This window comes from Eikenella exigua, from assembly GCF_008805035.1.
Taxonomy (GTDB): domain Bacteria; phylum Pseudomonadota; class Gammaproteobacteria; order Burkholderiales; family Neisseriaceae; genus Eikenella; species Eikenella exigua.
The window spans coordinates 314,365-333,422 of record NZ_CP038018.1; the positions used below are offsets into that span (position 1 = coordinate 314,365).

At 57.0% G+C, this 19,058-nt stretch carries 22 protein-coding genes and 1 pseudogene; 18 read left to right on the plus strand and 5 right to left on the minus strand.

The genetic code is table 11. The annotated features are described in order from the left end of the window. Position 1 precedes the first annotated feature (1 nt). The 17 genes and pseudogenes from EZJ17_RS01700 (at position 2) to hpnE (ending at position 14,485) form a co-directional block, all read left to right on the plus strand. Positions 2-979 (plus strand): pseudouridine synthase, encoded by a 978-nt coding sequence (locus EZJ17_RS01700; RefSeq protein WP_151086006.1) that lies wholly within the window; start codon positions 2-4, stop codon positions 977-979. 69 nt (positions 980-1,048) lie between these two features. Next, positions 1,049-1,789 (plus strand): DNA repair protein RecO, encoded by a 741-nt coding sequence (gene recO / locus EZJ17_RS01705; protein WP_151086009.1) that lies wholly within the window; start codon positions 1,049-1,051, stop codon positions 1,787-1,789. A 215-nt stretch (positions 1,790-2,004) separates the two neighbouring features. Then, positions 2,005-2,736: a pyridoxine 5'-phosphate synthase gene (pdxJ, locus tag EZJ17_RS01710; protein WP_067440566.1), complete on the plus strand. Its 732-nt coding sequence runs from the start codon at positions 2,005-2,007 to the stop codon at positions 2,734-2,736. Between the two features lie 77 nt (positions 2,737-2,813). Then, entirely contained in the window at positions 2,814-3,212 is a 399-nt protein-coding gene (locus tag EZJ17_RS01715; RefSeq protein ID WP_067440569.1) for a type IV pilin protein, read from the plus strand. Between the two features lie 76 nt (positions 3,213-3,288). Next, positions 3,289-3,759: a type IV pilin protein gene (locus tag EZJ17_RS01720; protein WP_067444196.1), complete on the plus strand. Its 471-nt coding sequence runs from the start codon at positions 3,289-3,291 to the stop codon at positions 3,757-3,759. A gap of 82 nt (positions 3,760-3,841) precedes the next feature. Beyond that, positions 3,842-4,103: pseudogene (locus tag EZJ17_RS01725) on the plus strand (hypothetical protein). Between the two features lie 59 nt (positions 4,104-4,162). Next, positions 4,163-4,936 carry an exodeoxyribonuclease III gene (locus tag EZJ17_RS01730; protein WP_067440571.1) on the plus strand — a complete coding sequence of 258 codons (774 nt, stop codon included), beginning with the start codon at positions 4,163-4,165 and terminating at the stop codon, positions 4,934-4,936. Positions 4,937-5,140: 204 nt separating this feature from the next. After that, the gene (locus EZJ17_RS01735; RefSeq protein ID WP_067440574.1) at positions 5,141-5,497 is read left to right on the plus strand and encodes a hypothetical protein; all 357 of its coding nucleotides are present in this window, start codon (positions 5,141-5,143) and stop codon (positions 5,495-5,497) included. A gap of 5 nt (positions 5,498-5,502) precedes the next feature. Continuing rightward, positions 5,503-5,946, plus strand: coding sequence for a protein YgfX (locus tag EZJ17_RS01740; RefSeq protein ID WP_067440577.1), 444 nt, complete (start codon positions 5,503-5,505; stop codon positions 5,944-5,946). A gap of 63 nt (positions 5,947-6,009) precedes the next feature. Further along, a complete protein-coding gene (locus tag EZJ17_RS01745) occupies positions 6,010-6,414 on the plus strand; it encodes a DUF302 domain-containing protein (protein ID WP_067440580.1) in 405 nt (134 codons plus the stop codon). Positions 6,415-6,666: 252 nt separating this feature from the next. After that, positions 6,667-7,974, plus strand: coding sequence for a bifunctional tetrahydrofolate synthase/dihydrofolate synthase (folC, locus tag EZJ17_RS01750; RefSeq protein ID WP_067440583.1), 1,308 nt, complete (start codon positions 6,667-6,669; stop codon positions 7,972-7,974). 6 nt (positions 7,975-7,980) lie between these two features. Beyond that, the gene (locus tag EZJ17_RS01755; protein WP_067440586.1) at positions 7,981-9,060 is read left to right on the plus strand and encodes an SPOR domain-containing protein; all 1,080 of its coding nucleotides are present in this window, start codon (positions 7,981-7,983) and stop codon (positions 9,058-9,060) included. Continuing rightward, positions 9,060-9,566, plus strand: a complete 507-nt coding sequence (locus tag EZJ17_RS01760; protein ID WP_067440589.1) for a CvpA family protein — start codon at positions 9,060-9,062, stop codon at positions 9,564-9,566. Before EZJ17_RS01755 ends, EZJ17_RS01760 begins: the two co-directional genes overlap by 1 nt. Positions 9,567-9,570: 4 nt before the next feature. Then, complete coding sequence (gene purF / locus EZJ17_RS01765) at positions 9,571-11,091, plus strand: amidophosphoribosyltransferase (RefSeq protein WP_067440592.1); 1,521 nt, start codon at positions 9,571-9,573, stop codon at positions 11,089-11,091. A 288-nt stretch (positions 11,092-11,379) separates the two neighbouring features. Then, entirely contained in the window at positions 11,380-12,228 is an 849-nt protein-coding gene (locus EZJ17_RS01770) for a DUF2262 domain-containing protein (protein WP_067440595.1), read from the plus strand. A 104-nt stretch (positions 12,229-12,332) separates the two neighbouring features. Next, positions 12,333-13,184, plus strand: a complete 852-nt coding sequence (hpnD, locus tag EZJ17_RS01775; RefSeq protein ID WP_067440598.1) for a presqualene diphosphate synthase HpnD — start codon at positions 12,333-12,335, stop codon at positions 13,182-13,184. Beyond that, the gene (gene hpnE / locus EZJ17_RS01780; RefSeq protein ID WP_067440601.1) at positions 13,181-14,485 is read left to right on the plus strand and encodes a hydroxysqualene dehydroxylase HpnE; all 1,305 of its coding nucleotides are present in this window, start codon (positions 13,181-13,183) and stop codon (positions 14,483-14,485) included. The genes hpnD and hpnE overlap by 4 nt, the downstream gene beginning before the upstream one ends. 69 nt (positions 14,486-14,554) lie before the next feature. Here the strand turns inward: hpnE and plsY are convergent, their stop codons facing one another. Next, on the minus strand, positions 14,555-15,175 hold the full coding sequence (plsY, locus tag EZJ17_RS01785) for a glycerol-3-phosphate 1-O-acyltransferase PlsY (protein WP_369799466.1): 621 nt from the start codon (positions 15,173-15,175) through the stop codon (positions 14,555-14,557). A gap of 57 nt (positions 15,176-15,232) precedes the next feature. Between plsY and folB the strand changes: the two genes are divergently transcribed. Further along, the gene (gene folB, locus EZJ17_RS01790) at positions 15,233-15,598 is read left to right on the plus strand and encodes a dihydroneopterin aldolase (protein WP_067440604.1); all 366 of its coding nucleotides are present in this window, start codon (positions 15,233-15,235) and stop codon (positions 15,596-15,598) included. A 258-nt stretch (positions 15,599-15,856) separates the two neighbouring features. On the opposite strand, the gene EZJ17_RS01795 is transcribed toward folB, so the two are convergent. The 4 genes from EZJ17_RS01795 to EZJ17_RS01810 form a co-directional block, all read right to left on the minus strand. Next, on the minus strand, positions 15,857-16,273 hold the full coding sequence (locus EZJ17_RS01795; RefSeq protein ID WP_067440607.1) for a YidB family protein: 417 nt from the start codon (positions 16,271-16,273) through the stop codon (positions 15,857-15,859). A 375-nt stretch (positions 16,274-16,648) separates the two neighbouring features. Continuing rightward, positions 16,649-17,545 carry a MetQ/NlpA family ABC transporter substrate-binding protein gene (locus EZJ17_RS01800; protein WP_067440610.1) on the minus strand — a complete coding sequence of 299 codons (897 nt, stop codon included), beginning with the start codon at positions 17,543-17,545 and terminating at the stop codon, positions 16,649-16,651. A 46-nt stretch (positions 17,546-17,591) separates the two neighbouring features. Next, positions 17,592-18,272: a methionine ABC transporter permease gene (locus EZJ17_RS01805; protein ID WP_064103261.1), complete on the minus strand. Its 681-nt coding sequence runs from the start codon at positions 18,270-18,272 to the stop codon at positions 17,592-17,594. Between the two features lies 1 nt (position 18,273). Further along, complete coding sequence (locus EZJ17_RS01810; RefSeq protein ID WP_067440613.1) at positions 18,274-19,011, minus strand: methionine ABC transporter ATP-binding protein; 738 nt, start codon at positions 19,009-19,011, stop codon at positions 18,274-18,276. Positions 19,012-19,058: the final 47 nt, after the last annotated feature.

Below are 19,058 nucleotides of genomic sequence, written 5' to 3' on the forward strand. Positions count from 1 at the left end.
TATGAAAAACCAACGCGATTCCAATAAACGCAATCCGCGCCGCGCCGATGAAAAAGCTTCAGCTAGCCCTAAGCGCCAGCAGCGGCCTGAAATGGAGAAAGCACCAAAAACCCGCGTGGCACGGGCAAAAAAGCTTGCGGTGCGCCCGGGCAACCAAAAAGTGCAGAGCCAAGTGCGCCGTTTGCAGGAGCAGCGTTCCGATTTGAGCGGCATCGAGCCGGTGCGCCTGCAAAAGGCGCTGGCCGCTTCGGGCGTAGGTTCGCGCCGCGAGATGGAGGAGTGGATTCAAAACGGTTGGGTAACGGTGAACGGCAAGGTGGCGCAGCTGGGCGATAAGGTGCAGCCGGAAGACCAGGTGTTGGTGAAAGGCAGCGTCATTAAGTTGAAATGGCCAGATAGGCTGCCGCGTATCATATTGTATTACAAGCAGGAAGGTGAGATTGTGTCGCGCGACGACCCGCAAGGGCGCGTGAGCATTTTCGACCGCCTGCCGCAGGCGGCGAGCAGCCGTTGGGTGGCCATCGGCCGCTTGGACATCAATACCAGCGGCCTGCTGATTCTCACCACTTCCGGCGAGCTGGCCAACCGTTTTGCCCACCCGAGCTTTGAGGTGGAACGTGAATACGCAGTGCGCGTGTTGGGCGAGCTGGGCATGGATGAGATGCGCCTGCTTGCGAGCGAGGGCGTGATGCTGGAAGACGGCCTGGCGCGGGTGGAACGCATTCACAGCCAGGGCGGGGAAGGCGCGAACAAATGGTATAATGTGGTGCTCAAAGAGGGGCGCAACCGCGAAGTGCGCCGCATTTTCGAGCATTTCGGCCTTACCGTGAGCCGCCTGGTGCGCACTGGGTTTGGGCCGATTGGTTTGCCCAACCGATTGAAACGCGGGCAGTTTTATGAGCTGAACGCGGCGGAAGTGGCCTCGGTGATGAAATGGGCGGATTTGCCGCTGCCGGACAGCCGCCGCCGGCATGGCTGATGGCATGCTGCCAATTAAAGGCTACCTGAAAAATTAAATAGCCGCTTTCCCATTGTTCTTTAACGAGTTATGAAGCAGCCCAACCGTATCGATTCCCAGCCGGCGTTTTTGTTGTCGGCTACGCCGTGGCGCGAAACCAGCCTGCTGGCGGAGCTGTTTAGCCGCGATTACGGGCGGGTGGCGGTGGTGGCGCGCAGCGCGCGCAAACGGCAGAGTGAATTACGCGGCGTATTGGTGCCGTTCGTGCCGGTTCAGGTAGCCTGGTATGGCAAGGAAGAACTGAAAACGCTACATCGCGCCGAATGGCTGGGCGGCTGGCCGCAGCCGCAGGGCAGGGCGCTGCTGAGCGGGCTGTATGTGAATGAGTTGGTGCAGAAACTCACTGCCCGAGAAGACCCGCAGCCCGCGTTGTATGCAACCTTGCGAGAGGTGATGCGTACTTTGTGCACCGAGCCGAATCATGCTGCCGTGCTGCGCCGTTTTGAGTGGACCTTGCTCACGTTGGCGGGCTACGCCCCGGATTTGCAGAAAGACAGCGCAGGTTGTCCGGTGGGAGCAGACCGGCAATACTGGCTGCGGCCGGAACATGCGGTGCTGCCGTTGGAGCAGCGGCATAGCCTGACGCCGGTAGAAGTGCAGCCAGGGGTGGTGGTGGATGGCGATGTGTTGATTCAGCTGCAAAACGGCGAATTTACTGATGCCGCCGCTTTGCAGCAGGCCCGCCGGATTACGCGCCTGCTGCTGGATTTTCGCCTGTCGGAAGGGATTAAATCGCGGCAGGTGTTGCAGCAGATACAGGCTTTCAGGTAGCCTTTGTATCTGAATAAGCGGTTAATCGAGCGCCAATTTTTCGTTCCCTGCTTGCAAGTATAGGAAATTATGGCGCTTAAGTGATGATTTGTATGGTTGCGGTGTTGACCGTACCTTGGAAAAGCTTTGTGGTAATGGCATGCTGGTTGCTAGATATAGCTACAGCGTGAGTCATAAAGCTAAATTGCCAAATTCGATACCCGAAAGGAAAGAATATGCTGTTGGGCGTTAATATCGACCACGTTGCCACTTTGCGTAATGCACGCGGTACGCGCTATCCCAGCCCGTCGGAGGCAGCTTTGGTTGCCGAAACTCATGGCGCGGATTTGATTACCCTGCATTTGCGTGAAGATCGCCGCCATATCAAAGATGCAGACGTATTTGCCATCAAACAGGCAATCCGCACCCGTATGAATTTGGAAATGGCGCTGACGGCAGAAATGCTGGATAACGCTTTGCAGGTGCAGCCGGAAGATGTGTGCATCGTGCCAGAGAAACGGCAGGAAGTAACCACTGAAGGCGGCTTGGATGTGTTGGCGCAACAGCAGACAGTAGCGGAGTTTACGCAGCAATTAAATGCTGCCGGCATCCGCGTTTCGTTGTTTATCGATGCAGATGAGCAGCAAATCAAGGCTGCTCGTGATGTTGGCGCGCAAGCCATTGAACTGCATACCGGCGCATATGCCGATGCAACTTCGCATACCGCTCGACAAAGCGAGTTGTTGCGCTTGGAAGAGGCAGCCTATTTTGCTTCTGAACTGGGTTTGGTGGTCAATGCCGGGCATGGTTTGACGATTCACAACGTAGCGCCGGTAGCACGGATTTTGCCGATTCGTGAGCTGAATATTGGCCATGCGCTCATTGCGCAAGCTGTGTTTTTGGGCTTACCGGAGGCGATACGCCAAATGAAGGATGAAATTTATCGGGCGCGGAGTCAGCCGGATTAGAGGTAAGAGAAATTATAATTATGAGTTGGGATACGATTCAGAATGAAGAATAATAAGAAAAATGGAGTTTTATTGCGATGAATAAATCAAACGTAAGTGGGTTTACTTTAGTTGAGCTGATGATCATTATTGCATTGATTGCTATTTTGGTTACTCTATCATATCCAAGTTATGAGGCTTTCATGCGAAGGGTTCATATGGAGGAGGCCAAGGCAAGTATCATGGTAAAGGCTAGGGATATGGAGCGCTTATATGCCAGTAAAAGGACCTTTACCGATTCAAGTAGCCCAGCGACAGATCCGGTTGATACGGAGTACTTTACTATTGATTTCGCACCAGGTAGTCCCAAGGCAGATAGCTACGAAATTATTGCAAAACCGAAAAATCCTCGTGAAACGCAAGCTCTTTACTACAATAGCATAGGTATTCTCAGTCGTTGCAATGCCTCTACAATGCAGGACTGCGAGCAATACTAATAGTAACAGGATATTTCATTTTTTTCTAAAGCCGTTTATACTGCGTGTCCTAATAATTATCTAAAGGAGTAGCAATATGAACGGTTTATCTGTTTTCACCAAACGCGGTTTCACACTGATGGAGCTGATGATCATTATTGCCATAGTGGCGATTTTGGCAGCCATTGCGTATCCTTCATACCAATCGTTTGTGCGAAAATCCCGTTTGGAAGAGGCGAATGCTGCTTTGTTGGAAAATAGTCGGGCGATGGAGCGTTTCTATACGAGAAACCGCACTTTTAAAGCCACTTCCACTACTTGGCCGGTGTTGGCGGTTAGTCAAACGCAGCATTTCTGTATTAAATTCCAAGGTAATGCACGTGGGGTGTTGGGAGACAAATATACAATTAAAGCCGTGGCCTTTGATGTAAATAAAGAGCCACGGGTTTTGTTGATAAACCAAGATCAAACCGTGCGGATTTGCCAAAGAAGTCGTAGCCGTTGCGATAATAAAGAGGTATTTTCTGGAGGTAATAATATCGACCAAGAATGCGAATTACTGCATTAGTTTCCTTTTATTTAAATTCAAATTTTGATGAGTATTGTAATCTTACTTGCAACAAAAAATCCAAAATGCCGATTATGCTCGCATGATTCAAAACAATACCGCCCCATTTAGCCCAGGAGAAACCGAACTGCTGGCTGAAATCTTGAGTGGTACGAATTTGATATGGTGTATATGGTGCAGCAGCAGGCGGTGATGCAGCAGTCCCGTTTCGATCCGGATGCTTTCCACCAAGATTTGACGATAAAGACGTAACCGGCATTTGCCCGCATTGCATCAACCCGCCCATGCCGCCGTTGCGTGATTATCTGGTGTGGCGGCAAACGCTGGCTAAACAGGCTACCTGAACATTTCAGGTAGCCTGCTTCCCTGTATAATCAAGCAATAACTTTATTTGGAAATACCCATGCGCATTATTTCTGCCAACGTAAACGGCATCCGTTCTGCCTATAAAAAAGGCTTCCACCAATACCTTGCCGCGAGCGGCGCCGATATAGTTTGCGTGCAGGAGCTCAAGGCTCAAGAAGCCGATTTAGATGACAGCATGAAAGCCCCGCACGGTATGCACGGCGTTTGGCATTGTGCTGAAAAGCGCGGCTATTCCGGCGTGGCGCTGTATAGCAAACGTGAGCCAGACCGCGTGCAAACCGGCATGGGCATTGCCGAATTCGATGCCGAAGGCCGCTTCGTGCAGGCTGATTTTGGCAATTTGTCGGTGATTTCGCTCTACCTGCCGTCCGGCAGCAGTTCGGAAGAACGCCAGCAGGTGAAGTTCCGCTTCTTAGAAGCCTTCTATCCGATGCTGCGCGAGCTGCAAATCCAAGGCCGCGACATCGTGATCTGTGGCGATTGGAATATTGCGCACCAAAACATCGACTTAAAAAATTGGAAAGGCAATCTGAAAAACTCCGGCTTCTTGCCTGAAGAGCGCGAGTGGATCGGCAAAGTGATTGCCGAACTCGGCTGGGTGGATATTTGGCGCACGCTCTATCCCGAAACGCCCGGCTACACCTGGTGGAGCCAGCGCGGCCAGGCCTATGCCAAAGACGTGGGCTGGCGTATCGACTACCAAATGGCCACGCCCGCTCTGGCCGAGCGCGCCCGCTCCGCCCATGTTTATAAGCAGGAGAAATTCTCCGATCACGCCCCGCTGGTAGTGGATTACGATTATCCGCTGTAGCGGATGCCAGTGTTCAGGTTTTTCAGAAATCCGACACTTCAGAAAATCTGTTTCAGGTAGCCTGTATCTTGCCCGGCAGGCTACCTGAAAAGCCGATTACCTCCATTAAATATTTGATAGTTTTAAACGGTACGTTTTCAGCTAGCCTGTAACTATTGTTGCAAAGGCTACCTGAAACCGCGAAAACCAACCCAAGGAAATACCATGTATTTTGTAGACCGCAGCGCCGTGGTGGTGAAGCCCACCGAAGCTTTCCTCGCCTGGCTCAAAAGCACTGGCGACGACCTGCCCGACCTCACCCTTGCCCAAATCCGCAGCAATTGCAGCGTATATTTGTTGGCGCAGGCCGATACGCCCGAAGAGAGCGCCGGCCTGTTCGGCGAACGCTGGCGCGAGGTGTTCAGCGGTGAGATTGCTTCGTGGGAAGTGCCGCAGGAGCAATGGCCGGAGCTCACGCCCGAGCTGTTTACCCGCTTTTTCGATCTCGAATTCCACGACATGGTGCTAGACACGGATGACGATGACATCCGCGTCAGCCCCGTGGTGGACAACATGATGTAGCCGCCATGCAGCCTTTTCAGGTAGCCTTTCGGCCTTCGCGGCTGCAACACGTGCTGCAGTTGGCTGCATGGGTGTGGCTGGCCGTTATCTGGCTGCTGTATTTCGCTGGTTGGCTGCGCCTGATCGGCCTCGCGCTCACCGCCTTTGCCGCTTGGTATGCCCTGCGCCGGCTGTTGCCAATCGGCAGCCTCACAGTGGGCAGCGGCGGCGAGGCCGTGCTGTTTTTGCAGTCGCAGCAAATCGCCGTGGCGGCCACCCTGCGCGGCGGCGTGGTGCTGCCGTGGCTGCAACTCTTGCACTGGCAAACCGATGGCGGCCGGCAGATTTACCAGGCTGTGTGGCCGGATTCCGCTGATGCCGAAGGATTGCGCCGCCTGCGTGTGTGGGCGCGTTGGGGGCAGGCGCGGAAGAAACGGAGCAAGCCGGTGGATATGCAGGATTTCCGCTAAAAAACGGCTGCGCCAACGCGGCATACTTTATTGGCTTTTTCATTGCACACAGGACTCAACCCCATGACCAATCCCAACCACCTTATCCTGCCCAGCTGCTTGGGTTTTGCCGAAACGCTGGCCGTGTTGAAACAGGCTTTTGCCGCCAAGCAGATTACCCTGTTTGCCGAAATCCCGCATTCCGCACTGGCCGCCGAACACGGCCTGCCGCTGGCGCCCGCCAGCCTGCTGATTGTCGGCCACCCGGCCAAAGGCACGCCGCTGATGCAGGCCGATTTGCTGCTGGCCGCCGAGCTGCCGCTGAAAGTGTTGGTGTACGAGCAAAACGGCCGCGTGCAGGTGCTGTACCGCCGCGTGTTGCCGTTGGTGGCGGGGCGCGGTTTGGATGCGGCCGAAACTGCCGCCGGGCAAATCGATGCTGCCACGGGCGCACTGATTGCCGCCGCGCTGGAGAGTGTGTCGGGCTGAATTTTGCTGCGGTATAATGCGGCGGCAAAAGGCTACCTGAAAAGGTTTAACCGTTTTCAGGTAGCCTTCGTCAGTTAAAGCAGGCTACCTGAAAACGCCGCTCAAAATCCGGCCAGCAAGCGCTTGGCACAATAATGCCGACCGACACTATTATTTTCAGCTAACCTTCGCCAAGCTGCCCGTATCGGCGTATATAGGCTACCTGAAAACCCGTTTGGCATTTTCAGGTAGCCCTCAAACAAGGTTGAACAAATGAAAACACTCTCCCAATGGCTCGCCCACCTCGAAACTGCCTACACCGGCGGCACCGCCCACAGCCACGGCAGCATTGATTTGGGCTTGGAGCGCGTGCGTGCGGTGAAAGAGCGGATGGGTTTGCAGCCGCAATGCCCCGTAATCGTGGTGGCCGGCACCAACGGCAAAGGCTCGGTGTGTGCCTTTTTGGAAAGCATCTACCGCGCCGCCGGGTTCAAAACCGGCATGCTCACCAGCCCGCACATCCTGCGCTACAACGAGCGCATCTGCGTGAACGGCCAGCCCGCTGCCGACGAAACTATTGCCGCCTCTTTCGAGCGCATCGAAGCCGCACGCGGCGATACCGCACTCACTTATTTCGAGTTCAACACCTTGGCCGCCGTGGATATTTTCCAGCGCGCTGAAACCGATGTGATGATTCTGGAAGTCGGGCTCGGCGGCCGGCTAGACGCGGTGAATATTTTTGACGGCGACGTAGCGGTGGTAACGTCGGTGGATTTGGATCACCAAGCCTTTTTGGGCGATACGGTGGAGCAGGTGGCCTTTGAAAAGGCGGGCGTATTCCGCGCTAGCAAACCCGCCATCTGCGCCCAAAACCCGCCGCCTGAATCGCTGCGCCGCCATGCCGAAGCCATCGGCGCCGACCTCTTGCTGGCCGGGCGCGATTTCGGCTTCAGCAAGCTGGAGCAGCAGCAATGGTCGTTTCACTTTCATCCCGAACGCAGCCGCCTGTTTTCAGGTAGCCGCAATCGTAACGCGCTGCCTTTTCCCGCCCTGCGCGGCGGCTATCAGCTGGGCAATGCCGCCTGCGCGCTGGCCGTGCTCGAATGCCTGAATGCACGGCTGCCGGTGGATATCGGTGCGATCAAACGCGGGCTGTTGCTGGTGAGCCACCCCGGCCGTTTTCAGGTGTTGCCCGGCCGCCCGCTCACTATTTTGGATGTCGGCCACAACCCGCACGCCGCCCGCGCATTGCGTCGCAGCCTGATGGCGCTGCCGTTTGCCGAAAAGCGGCTGGCGGTGTTTAGCATGTTGGCCGATAAAGATATCGACACAGTGGTTTCCCTGCTGCAAGACCAGTTCGACGAATGGCTGGTTGCCCCGCTGCCGCTGCCGCGCGGCCTTTCGGCGGAAGCATTGCGGCAGCATCTGGAAGCGGCTGGTGCGGCCAATGTTCGCCTGTTTGCCAGCGTGGGCGAGGCCTATCGCGCTGCCTTATCGGAGGCGGGGGAAAATGATAGAATTGTCGTATTTGGTTCGTTTCACACGGTGGCCGAAGTGATGGGCGCACCGCAACAGGAATAAGGAATTATGCCACCCCAATCCAACCCGAATTGGCGCCATCTGGAAGAATACGAGCAGATTAAGCGCAAAAACCGCCGCCGCTTGGTGGGCGCGCTGCTGCTCACCACGGTGGTGGCGCTGCTGCTGGCCAAAGTGATGGGCAGCAGCCAAAATACTGCCGCACCGGGCGAAATCACCGTGAGCGGCGGCAGCGAAACTGCGGCTTCCATGGTGGTGAAAACCCAGCCGTTGCCCGAGCCGGTGGCCGAAGTGCCGACCGGTGCTGATACTTCGGTGGAAATGCAGCCGCAGCCTGTGTCGGCACCGGTTGTTGAGCCGGAAGCAGTGGTTGTGGAGCCTGCTCCGCCTGCGCCGCAGCCCGTGCAGCCGGCCAAGCCGGTGGAGGCACGCACCACGGTGCTGCCCAACCCGCTGGCCAACTCTAGCAACACGGCCAATCCGCAGCCGAGCCGCCCGGTTGCACCGCCGGTGCGGGCTGAAAGCAAGCCTGCGCCGCAGCCGCGTGTAGAAGCCAAGCCAGTACCTGCCGAGCCGCGCGCGCAACAGGCAGAAAACAATAAACCGGCGGCTCAGCCGCAGGCTAAGCCTGCCGTGTCGGAAACCCCGCGCCGCGCCGAGGGTGTGAAACCGCAAACGCCGGCCGCGCAGCCGAATGAGCGCCGTGCCGAAAGCAAACCGGTCGAGCCGAAGCCGACCGAACAGAAACCAGCCGAGAGCCGCCGCCCAGCCGAACGCCGGCAGGAACGTAAGCCAAACGGCAACCGCCTCTCGCCGGAAGATATTTTGAATAACCGCGCTGCCAACCATGTGGCCGGCAACGGCAAAGCTGCCGACAATCAATCTGCCCAGACGGAGCGGCGCATGGTGATTCAGGTGGGTGCTTACACCACCGAAGAGCAGGCACGCGCCGTGCAAAAACGGCTGGCCGATGCGGGCGTGAGCGCCTATGTGGCGCCGCCGGCCAACAAAGGTGGCAACGCGCTCTACCGAGTACGCACCGGCTCATATCCCAACCGCCAGGCCGCCGGCCAAGCAATGGGCAAAATTAAATCGCAGGGGCTGGATGGCATCCTGCTGGAGCGCTGATGACTCTGTTTGACTATCTCGCGCTGCTGGTGATTGCGGCGTTTACCTTGATTTCGCTGTTTCGCGGCGTGGTGGCCGAATTGGTGGGCTTGGTTTCTTGGCTGGGCTCGCTGCTGGCGGCCAAGCTGCTTGCTCCATCAGTGGGCGACTGGCTTTCAGGTAGCCTTAAGCCGCATGCACTGGCGGTGGTAGCAGCGTTTATCGGTGTATTTCTGCTGGCGCGTCTACTGTTCCGACTACTGCAAACCTTGCTCACTTCGTCTGCCGGCGCGGCCGGGCTGGGTGGGGCAAACCGCTTGCTCGGTGGCGTGTTCGGCGCGGTGAAGGGGGTGCTGGCGGTCACGCTGGCGGTGCTGGCCTGCGCGTTTACCGATTTGCCAAAGAGCGAGGAATGGCAGTATTCGCAAACCGCATTTGTTTTCGAGGGCTTGGCTCAATTGGCCGTGCCGTATCTGCCGCCGTTTATGGCGGATCGTGTCGACTACCGGCAAGAGCCGGGGGAGTGAGTTTATGTGTGGCGTGTTGGGCATGGTGGCCTTTGAGCCGGTAAATCAGTTGCTGTATGACGGCTTACAGGTGTTGCAGCACCGTGGGCAGGATGCTGCCGGTATCGTAACCGCCGAGGGCGAGATGCTCCATATGCACAAAGACACCGGCATGGTGCGCGACGTGTTCCGCACACGCGATATGCGCAACCTAGTGGGCAACGCCGGCATCGCCCATGTGCGTTATCCCACCGCCGGCAATGCCGCCAGCAGCGCTGAAGCGCAGCCCTTTTATGTGAATTCGCCCTTCGGCATCGTGCTGGCACACAACGGCAATCTCACCAATACCGAAGAACTCAATGCCAATCTGTGCCGCCGCTACCTGCGCCACATCAACACCGGCTCAGATTCCGAAGTGTTGCTCAACGTATTGGCCAGCGAACTGCAGCACGTGATCGGCAGCCACAGCAAGCTGGAAGTGGCCGATGTGTTTGATGCTGTGGCTGCGCTCAACCGCCAAGTGCGCGGCGCATACGGCGTGGTGTCGCTGATTTCCGGCTACGGCATGCTCGCCTTCCGCGACCCGCACGGCATCCGCCCGCTGGTGTTGGGCAAGCACACCGACGAAGTGGGGCGCACTGCCTATATAGTGTCTTCCGAATCTATCGTTTTCCCCAACCTGGGCTACGAATTGGTGCGCGATATTGCGCCAGGCGAAGCTGTGTTTATCGGTTTTAATGGTGAGTTTCACAGCCGCCAATGTGCCGAAGCGTCGCGCCTCTTGCCCTGCCTGTTTGAATACGTTTATTTTGCTCGCCCCGATTCCGTGATGAATGGTGTGTCGGTGTACCAAGCGCGGCTCGATATGGGTGTAACCCTGGCCGAAAAAGTGAAACGTAGCCTGCCAGTAGGAGAAATCGACGTGGTAATGCCCATCCCGGATACCAGCCGCCCTAGTGCCTTGCAGCTGGCCATGCACCTGGGCAAGCCCTACCGCGAAGGCCTTATTAAAAACCGCTACATCGGCCGCACCTTCATTATGCCCGGCCAAGCCACGCGCAAAAAATCCGTGCGCCAGAAGCTCAATCCCATCGACAGCGAAGTTGCTGGCAAATCTGTGCTGCTGGTAGACGACTCCATCGTGCGCGGCACTACCAGCCGCGAGATTGTGGAAATGGTGCGCGCCGCCGGAGCACGGAAAGTGTATTTTGCCTCTGCCGCTCCCGAAGTGCGCTACCCCAATGTATATGGCATCGATATGCACACTCGCAACGAGCTGATTGCCAGTGGCCGCAACATCGAACAAATCGCCATCGAAATCTCCGCCGACGGCGTAGTGTTCCAAGATTTGGGCGACTTGGAGAACGTGGTGCGAGCACTCAATCCTGCCATCGAAGGTTTCGACAGCTCCTGCTTCAACGGCTGCTACGTGACCGGTGACATCGACGAAGGCTACCTGAAACACCTTGAACGTAAAAAAGACAGCAACACGGTCCCTGCCGGCCAGATGGAACACAGCATCCGTGTAGATTCGCTACGGGAATAATAAATGGCGGAAGCCGGCTTTCGAGGCCGGCTTCTTTGGTTTGGTGGAGGAGGGTGGTTTCAGGTAGCCCTGAAAACCGGATAATGTGCCTTTTATAGTGAATTAAAATAAGAATGCTACTGCGTTGGCTTGCCTAGCTGTATTACGCATATTGTCTGCGGCTCGCCGCCTTGTCCCATTTTTATTTTAATTCACTACCACGCAGCAATTCAGACTTAGTTACGAAAACACTGATCCACTTCGTTGAAACCCCGTTTTCAGGTAGCCTTTCCCTCAAGAGACCAAGTGATGAGTAACAAAAAACGTATCTGCCAAGAGCAGCAAACCTTCGATCAGCTCTACCAGCCGCAGGAGCAGGAAATCCTGGTGCTTACTGATAGCAGTAGCGGTGGTGGTGCGGGCAAGGGTGGGCGCGATGTGTTGTGGACGGCCAGCCGCCATTGTGCCGCCTATATCGATGCCGACGGCCAATGCCACCGCCAAACCGTGCGGCTCGAATGGCTGGTGGAAAGTACCGCCCCCGAACACTACCGCTTTTCCCTGCGCCCCAACTGCATCTACCGCCTGCGCGTGCGGCCGCAGCGTGAAGACCGAAACTTTTCCCTGCCCTGCTTTATGCTGCTGGAAATCCTGGAAGAAAACCCGGATTCGCCCGCCTTGCAGGCCGAGCTGGAACATTATCTGACGCCGGTGGTGCTGAACGAGCCGGGCATCGGCCAATTTACCCTCAACCGCGATTTCGCTAGCTTTGAAGGCCATGCCGATTGGCTGGGGCAGGAAGTGCATATCTTGCTTGACGCCGATGCCGGCCAAGAGGAAACCGCCAATCAATCCCTCGCCTTACTGCGTCGCCTGCACAGCCAAGCTGCTGAATTCGACCATCGCTGGCGCCGTTTTGCTGCCGAACAGCTGCTGGAAGACGCGGTAAGCTGGCAGGAAGAAACCGACGAACCGGCCGTGCCGCCGGAAAGCTTGGATGCCAAAGCGTTTGCGCGTTGTATCGAGTTGTCCGAGCTTGCATTGCAGGAAAACGGGTTCACGGCCTATTATGATGACGGCGATTTGTTTTTGGGGCACGTGATTCTGGTGGAAGGCGGGCAAGACGGCGAGCCGGATGATGCGTATATTGCGGGCTGAGGTTTTCGCTTCGCAGAAACTCGCGGTGCTCGTTTCAAATTCGTTGAAGCTCGCGCTTTCAGGTAGCCTTAAAGTTTGACTACACATTAGGTTATTACAATTTTATGACCCCATACGACTACTGCCATCAAAAAGCCGAAGAGAGCGGCTCCAGTTTTCTGGCCGGCTTCCGCTTTCTGCCGCCGGAAAAACGCCGCGCCATGACTGTGCTGTATGCCTATTGCCGCGAACTCGACGACGTGGCGGACGATTGTGCCGACCCGGCCGTGGCGGCGCAAACGCTGGCTTGGTGGCGGCAGGATGCGGCCAAGGTGTTTCACGGTGCGGCCTTGCCGGAGCATCCGGTTAATCAGGCCATGCGCGAAGTGGCGCCGGCCTACGGGCTACCTGAAAACGAATTAACCGCCGTGATTGACGGCGTGGAAATGGATTTAACCCCGGCGCGTTATGCCGATTTCGCCGCCTTGCAGCAATACTGCCAGCGCGTGGCCGGGGTGGTGGGGCGGCTGATTGCCCGCATCCTCGGTTTCCAAGATGCCGCCGTGCTGGATTATGCCGACAAAATGGGCTTGGCCCTGCAGCTTACCAACATCATCCGCGATGTGGGCGAAGACGCGGTGGCCGGGCGGATTTACCTGCCGGTGGAAGATTTGCAGCGTTTCAACGTGCCCGCCGCCGATTTGCTGCAACGCCGAAACAGCCAAGAGTTTGCCAGGCTGATGGCTTTTCAGGTAGCCCGTGCCCGCCAAACCTACCGCGAAGCCGTGGCCTTGCTGCCTGCTGCCGAACGGCGCGGCCAGAAGGCCGGGCTGGTGATGGCCGCCATCTACTACGCGCTCTTAAACGAAATCGAGCGCGACGGCGCGGCCAATGTGTTGCGCTACAAGCTGGCGATTCCGAAGCCGCGCAAAGCGCGGATTGCCCTGAAAACCTGGCTTTTGGGGTTTAAGCCATGAGCGCCGCGCCGCGTGTGGCGGTTATCGGCGGCGGTTGGGCCGGGCTCTCGGCGGCGGAAGCGTTGTGCGGCCGGGCGCAAATCACCCTGTTTGAGGCCGGGCGGCAGTGCGGCGGCCGCGCCCGCGCGTTGGGCGGCAGTAGCGGTTTTGCCCATGCCGACAACGGCCAGCATATTTTGGTGGGCGCGTATCGGCAGGTGTTGGATGTGTTGGCGCGCTGCGGCGTGCGCGAGGAAGAGGCGTTTTTGCGCCTGCCGCTGCAATGGCATTTGGCCGACAGCCTGCAATTTTCTGCCCGACGCCTGAGCGCGCCGCTGCATTTGCTGGCCGGTGTACTGGGTGCGCGCGGCATCGGCTGGGGCGAGAAAACCGCGCTGCTGCGCCAGATGCGTGCTTTGCAAAACCTGCGCTTGGCGGAAGATATTCCTGTGGCCGTCTGGCTGCGGCAGCAGCAGGTGTCGCACCGCTTGCAGCAGCAGTTTTGGCAGCCTTTGGTGTGGGGCGCGATGAACACCGCTTTGGAGCAGGCTTCGCTGCAACGCCTGCAAAACGTGCTGCGCGACGGCGTATGGGCGGAGCGCGCAGCCAGCGATTTTTTGCTGCCCAAGCAGGATTTGGGGCGGCTGTTTGCCGAGCCGGTATGCCGCCGCCTGCAAAAATACGGCGCACAAATCCGGCTGGAAACGCGTGTGCCGCAGATTGAACAAACGCTTTCAGGTAGCCTGTTGGTGAACGGCGAAACCTTCGATGCCGCCGTGTTGGCCGTTGCGCCCTATCATGTGCCGCCCCTGCTGCCAGAGGCCGCCCCGCCTGAGATTGCCACTGCGCTGGATGCTTTAGCCTACCACGCCATCACCACCGTGTATTTGCGTTATCCCGTTTCGCCCGAGCTGCCCGCGCCGATTACCGGCTTGGCTGTAAGCACGGCACAATGGTTTATCGACCGTGATGCGCTCGGCTTCGGGCGCGGCGAAGTGTCCGCCGTGATTTCCCTGTCCGACCAATACGGCAAACTCAGCCGCGAAGAGTGGATCAAGCGAGTGCAGCAAGATTTGCGGCGCATTTGCCCGCACTTGCCGCGCCCCACTGCCGCCCAAGTCATCACCGAAAAACGCGCCACCACCGCCAGCCGCATCGATAACCCCGCCATCCCCACCGCCTGGCTGCGCCATCAGCATATCTATCTCGCCGGCGACTACCTTCACCCTCGTTATCCCGCTACGCTGGAAGCCGCCGTGCAAAGCGGCCGGCAGGCTGCGGCTTTGCTGTTGAAAGATGCGGGGTGGGAGCAAGCTGACTAAAAACCATGCTATTTAAACAAAAGGCTACCTGAAACTTTTCAGGTAGCCTCTATCGGGCAACCAATGCTGCTATTTGCCTGAGCCGATTTTGCTTTCCTTGCCACTGAGCAGGTTTTGGATATTGCTGCGATGGCGCAGCAGCACCAGCGCGGCAATCACGGCAATGGCGGCCTGCCAGGAAGGCTGTTGCACCAAGAACATGGCGGCTAGCGGGCTGATTACGGTGGCGGTGAGTGCGGCCAGTGAGGAAATTTTCAGTCCGAAGGCCATGATCAGCCACACCGCCGCGCAAATCAGCGCTACCGGCCACGACAAAGCCAGCAGCACGCCCAGCGCGGTGGCCACGCCCTTGCCGCCCTTGAAGCCGAAAAACAGCGGCCACATATGCCCCACCAACACCGACACGGCCACGGCGGCCACCACTTCGTCGGCCAGGCCGAAATGTGATTGCAGCCATCGGGCAAGCAGTACGGCCACCAGGCCTTTGAGCGCGTCGCCCAAGAGTGTGAGCGCGGCGGCTTTTTTGCGGCCGCTGCGCAAAACATTGGTGGCGCCCGGGTTGCCCGAGCCGTAGCTGCGCGGGTCGTCCAGCCCGTAGAACTTGGATACGATAACGGCAAACGAGAGCGAGCCGATTAAGTAGGCGGCGGCCACGGCAACCAAGCCCCACACAAACAAGATGTCAGCCATAAGATTTTTTCACATTCAAACAAACGAGCCGGATTCTATCACGAGGACAAGCACAGCATGGATACCGTTTTTCTGCACGGCCTAAAAGCCCAAACCCTAATCGGCGTTTTCGACTGGGAACGCCGCCAGCCGCAAACCGTGCTGCTGGATATCGATATACGCACTGATCTGAGTGCGGCGGAAAAGAGCGACAACGTGGCCGATACGATCAGCTACGCCGAGGCAGCGGAGCTGGTAACGGCGGCCTTGGCCGGCCAGCAGTTTTTCCTGCTGGAAGCGTTGGCGGGCTATGTGGCGCAGCTGCTGCTTAAGCATTTCCCTTCCTGCGAGAGCGTGCGGATTAAGGCGGTGAAACCCGGCATCCTGCCCGGCGTGGCATCGGTGGGTGTGGTGATGGAGCGGGGCAGGGCGGAGGCTGCCTGAAAAGATATAGTGGGTTAAAATCAGAATGCTACTGCGTTGGCTCGCCTTGCTGTACTGGTTGTACTGTCTGCGGCTTGCCGCCTTGCCCCTTCTGATTTTAATCCGCTATAGCCAAAGTATTTCCCCCTCTGCTAAGCGAGCTAACGCGATATGCAGTGCATTGCTTCAGCCATCTCGCCGTTTAAACTTCGCCTAAGCTGTGCTTTCAGGTAGCCTCACAAATAAAAAAGCCGTCTGAACATTCAGACGGCTTTTGGTTTATTTCATAAAGTTTTTCAGCAGTATGGAAGCCACATCATCCAGGCCGAAGCCGTCTGCGTCTTGCGCGCTGCCGTTGGGGGTGGCGTGGTCTACCAGGTTGGGCAGGATTTTAGCCAGCATCTCGCTTGCCTGGTTGGCATCCACGCCGAATTTCTGCGCCAGCTGGTTTACGGTGTCACTACCCAACGCTTGTTGCAGTTGGCTGCCAGATATGGGCATATTGCCAGACTGGTTGGAAACCCAGCTGCTGATGGCATCACCCAAGCCGCCTTGTTGCAGCTGGCTAATCAGGTTGCTCACGCCGCCGTGCTGTTTCACCAAATCCATCGCCATATCGGTGAGCGAGCCTTGGCCGCCGTCTTTGCCGCCCAGTATCTGGCTGGCCGCGTTCATCAGGTTGTCCATTAAAGTCATGATTTTTCCTTGTGTTAGGGAGAAAAGGGGCGCAGTGTAGCAAAGTTTGGGCTACTCGGTGGCGGGCTTAACCAAATTTAGCGAACGGTATGGTAAAACCGCTTCATAGGGGGTGTTTGGCAAACGGCGGGCAGGCATAAAACCTGTCCCTACGGTTTTCAGGTAGCTTTCAATAGCAGGGCTGCAACGGATATTTAGTAGGAGCCGGCTTTATGCCCGATTACAGGAATGGTAGGCTACCTGAAAACTTTGCCATGCTGCATTTCGGCTTCGTAGGAACTTAGTTGTGCTGTGTTTTCAGGTAGCCTTTTCTCAATAAAGCAACAGCCGTTTCAGACTACCTAACTGAAACGGCTGTGGTTTTATCTGCGCTGTTTATTTGGCGGCAGATGTGCCAGAAGCGGCGGCTGCGCCTTCACCCCATACGGCAGGATATTTGTATCCGACGAAGCGTTTGTGCGCGTAGTCTTTGAATTCTTGGGAATTGTAGGCGGCAGTTACGTCTTGTACCCATTGTGCGTCTTTATCGGCAGTGCGCACGGCAGACCAGTTGATGTAGGCGAAGCTGGGCTCTTGTAACAGGGCTTCGGACAGTTTCATACCGGAAGACATAGCGTAGTTGCCGTTTACGATGGCGAAGTCTACGTCTTGGCGGCTACGCGGCAGGTTGGCGGCTTCCATTTCCACGAATTCGATATTTTTGGTGTTTTCAGCAATATCGGTGCGGGCGGTGCGCAACGGGTCGATACCTTCTTTCAGTTTAATCCAGCCCAGGTTGTCGAGCATCACCAAAGCGCGAGCGAGGTTAGACGGATCGTTGGGGATGGAAACAGAGCTGCCGTTTTTCACTTGATCCAGCGCGGTGAGTTTGCCGGGGTAGATACCCAAAGGAGCAGTCGGCACTTGGAATACTTCAGTCAGGTCGAGATTGTGCTCGGCCTTGAAGGAATCCAGATAGGGTTTGTGCTGGAAAATGTTGATGTCGATTGCGCCCTCGGCCAGTGCCTGGTTGGGGGTAACGTAGTCGGGGAATTCGGTGAGGGTAACGGTGTAGCCCTGTTTTTCCAGGATGGGCTGGATTTGGTCTTTAATCATGTCGGCAAAGTCGCCCGGGGTGGTGCCGAAGCGGATTTCCCGCTTGGCTTCGGCAGCGGGCTGGCTGCCGGCAGAGGCGGCGGATGCTTGTGCACCGCTGCCGCTGTCTTGTCCGCCGCAGGCGGCCAGGGTCATGCCCAGCACGGCGGCGCAGGTGAGTTTCCATAATGCTTTCATTGAGTGTCTCCTTATACAATGGATAAACAGGTTGAGAAAAAACGGATTAGCGTTTGTCTAAACGGGCGGCTAAATGGTTGCCGAGCGTTTGGATGCAGACCACTAAGGCTGAGAGTAGGGCAACTACTGCCCACAACACATCAGCCATATAGCGCTGATGGCCGTAACGAATACCGAGGTCGCCCACGCCGCCGCCGCCGATTAAGCCAGCTGCAGCACTGGTGCCCAGCGTGGCAATAATCAGGATGGCAATGCTGCGTACGAGGCCGGCACGGGCTTCGTTCAGCAAAACTTTTGTGATGATGGTCATGGGTTTGGCACCCATGGCCAGCGCGGCTTCCACCACACCTTTGGGTACTTCGGCCAAATTTTGCTCCACCAGCCGCGCAAAATAAAACATGGCGGCCACGCTGAGTGAAATAGAGGCGGCCACCGGGCCGAATGTGGTACCCATGATCATGCGGGTGGGTTTCATCATCACAATCATGAGGATGACGAAGGGGAAGGCGCGGATAAAGTCAATGGTGAAGCCTAAAATATGGTTCACGCGGCGGTTGGCAAAAATCTGATTTTTGCCGGTGGTGTAGAGCCATACTCCGAGCAGGCCACCGATGATGATGCTGACAATGCCGGAAATGCCAAGCATGATGGCGGTTTCACCGAAGGCCTTGTAAAACTCCGGCCGCAGGCGCATCAGGTTTTCCCAAATATCGTATTGCTGCCCCATTTCAATCCTCCTGTACCAATTCGCGCCCGATATCAGTGTGCGCCAGAATCTGCTTGTCGCGCACGTCGGCCACTTCCAGCAAATGCCCTTGATGCAGCAGGGCGGTGCGGCGGCACAGGCGGCGGATTACGCTCATTTCGTGGGTGACGATCACGATGGTTACATTGAAACGGCGGTTGATGTCTTGCAGGCAGTCGAGCACGCTGCGGGTAGTGGCCGGGTCGAGTGCGGAAGTCGGTTCGTCGGCCAGAATCACGTGGGGGTTGGGCGCAAGCGCACGGGCAATGCCCACGCGCTGCTTCTGCCCGCCGGAAAGTTGGGCGGGATAGTGCTGCGCTCGGTCGGAAAGGCCGACAATTTGCAAACATTCGCGCACGCGTTCGTTGATTTTGTTTTTACTCCAGCCGGCAATCTCTAGTGGGAAGGCTACGTTGCCGGCCACAGTACGGTTTGCAAGCAGGTTGAATTGCTGAAACACCATGCCGATGTTTTGGCGGGCGGTGCGCAGCTGGGCGGCATTCATGGCGGTGAGGTCTTGGCCATCGATCAGCACTTTGCCGCTGTCGGGGCGTTCCAAAAGGTTGATCAGGCGCAGCAGGGTGGATTTGCCCGCGCCAGAGTAGCCCATCAGCCCGAACACCTCGCCTTGGTCGATACTCAGGCTTAAGGGATGCACGGCCATGAATTGGTTGCTTTTGCCGTGATGATAGCTTTTACAAACTGAATCCAGAATAATCATGATGTTGTTGTATGGCCGCCTCACTCGGTGGCTGCAAAGATTTAAAG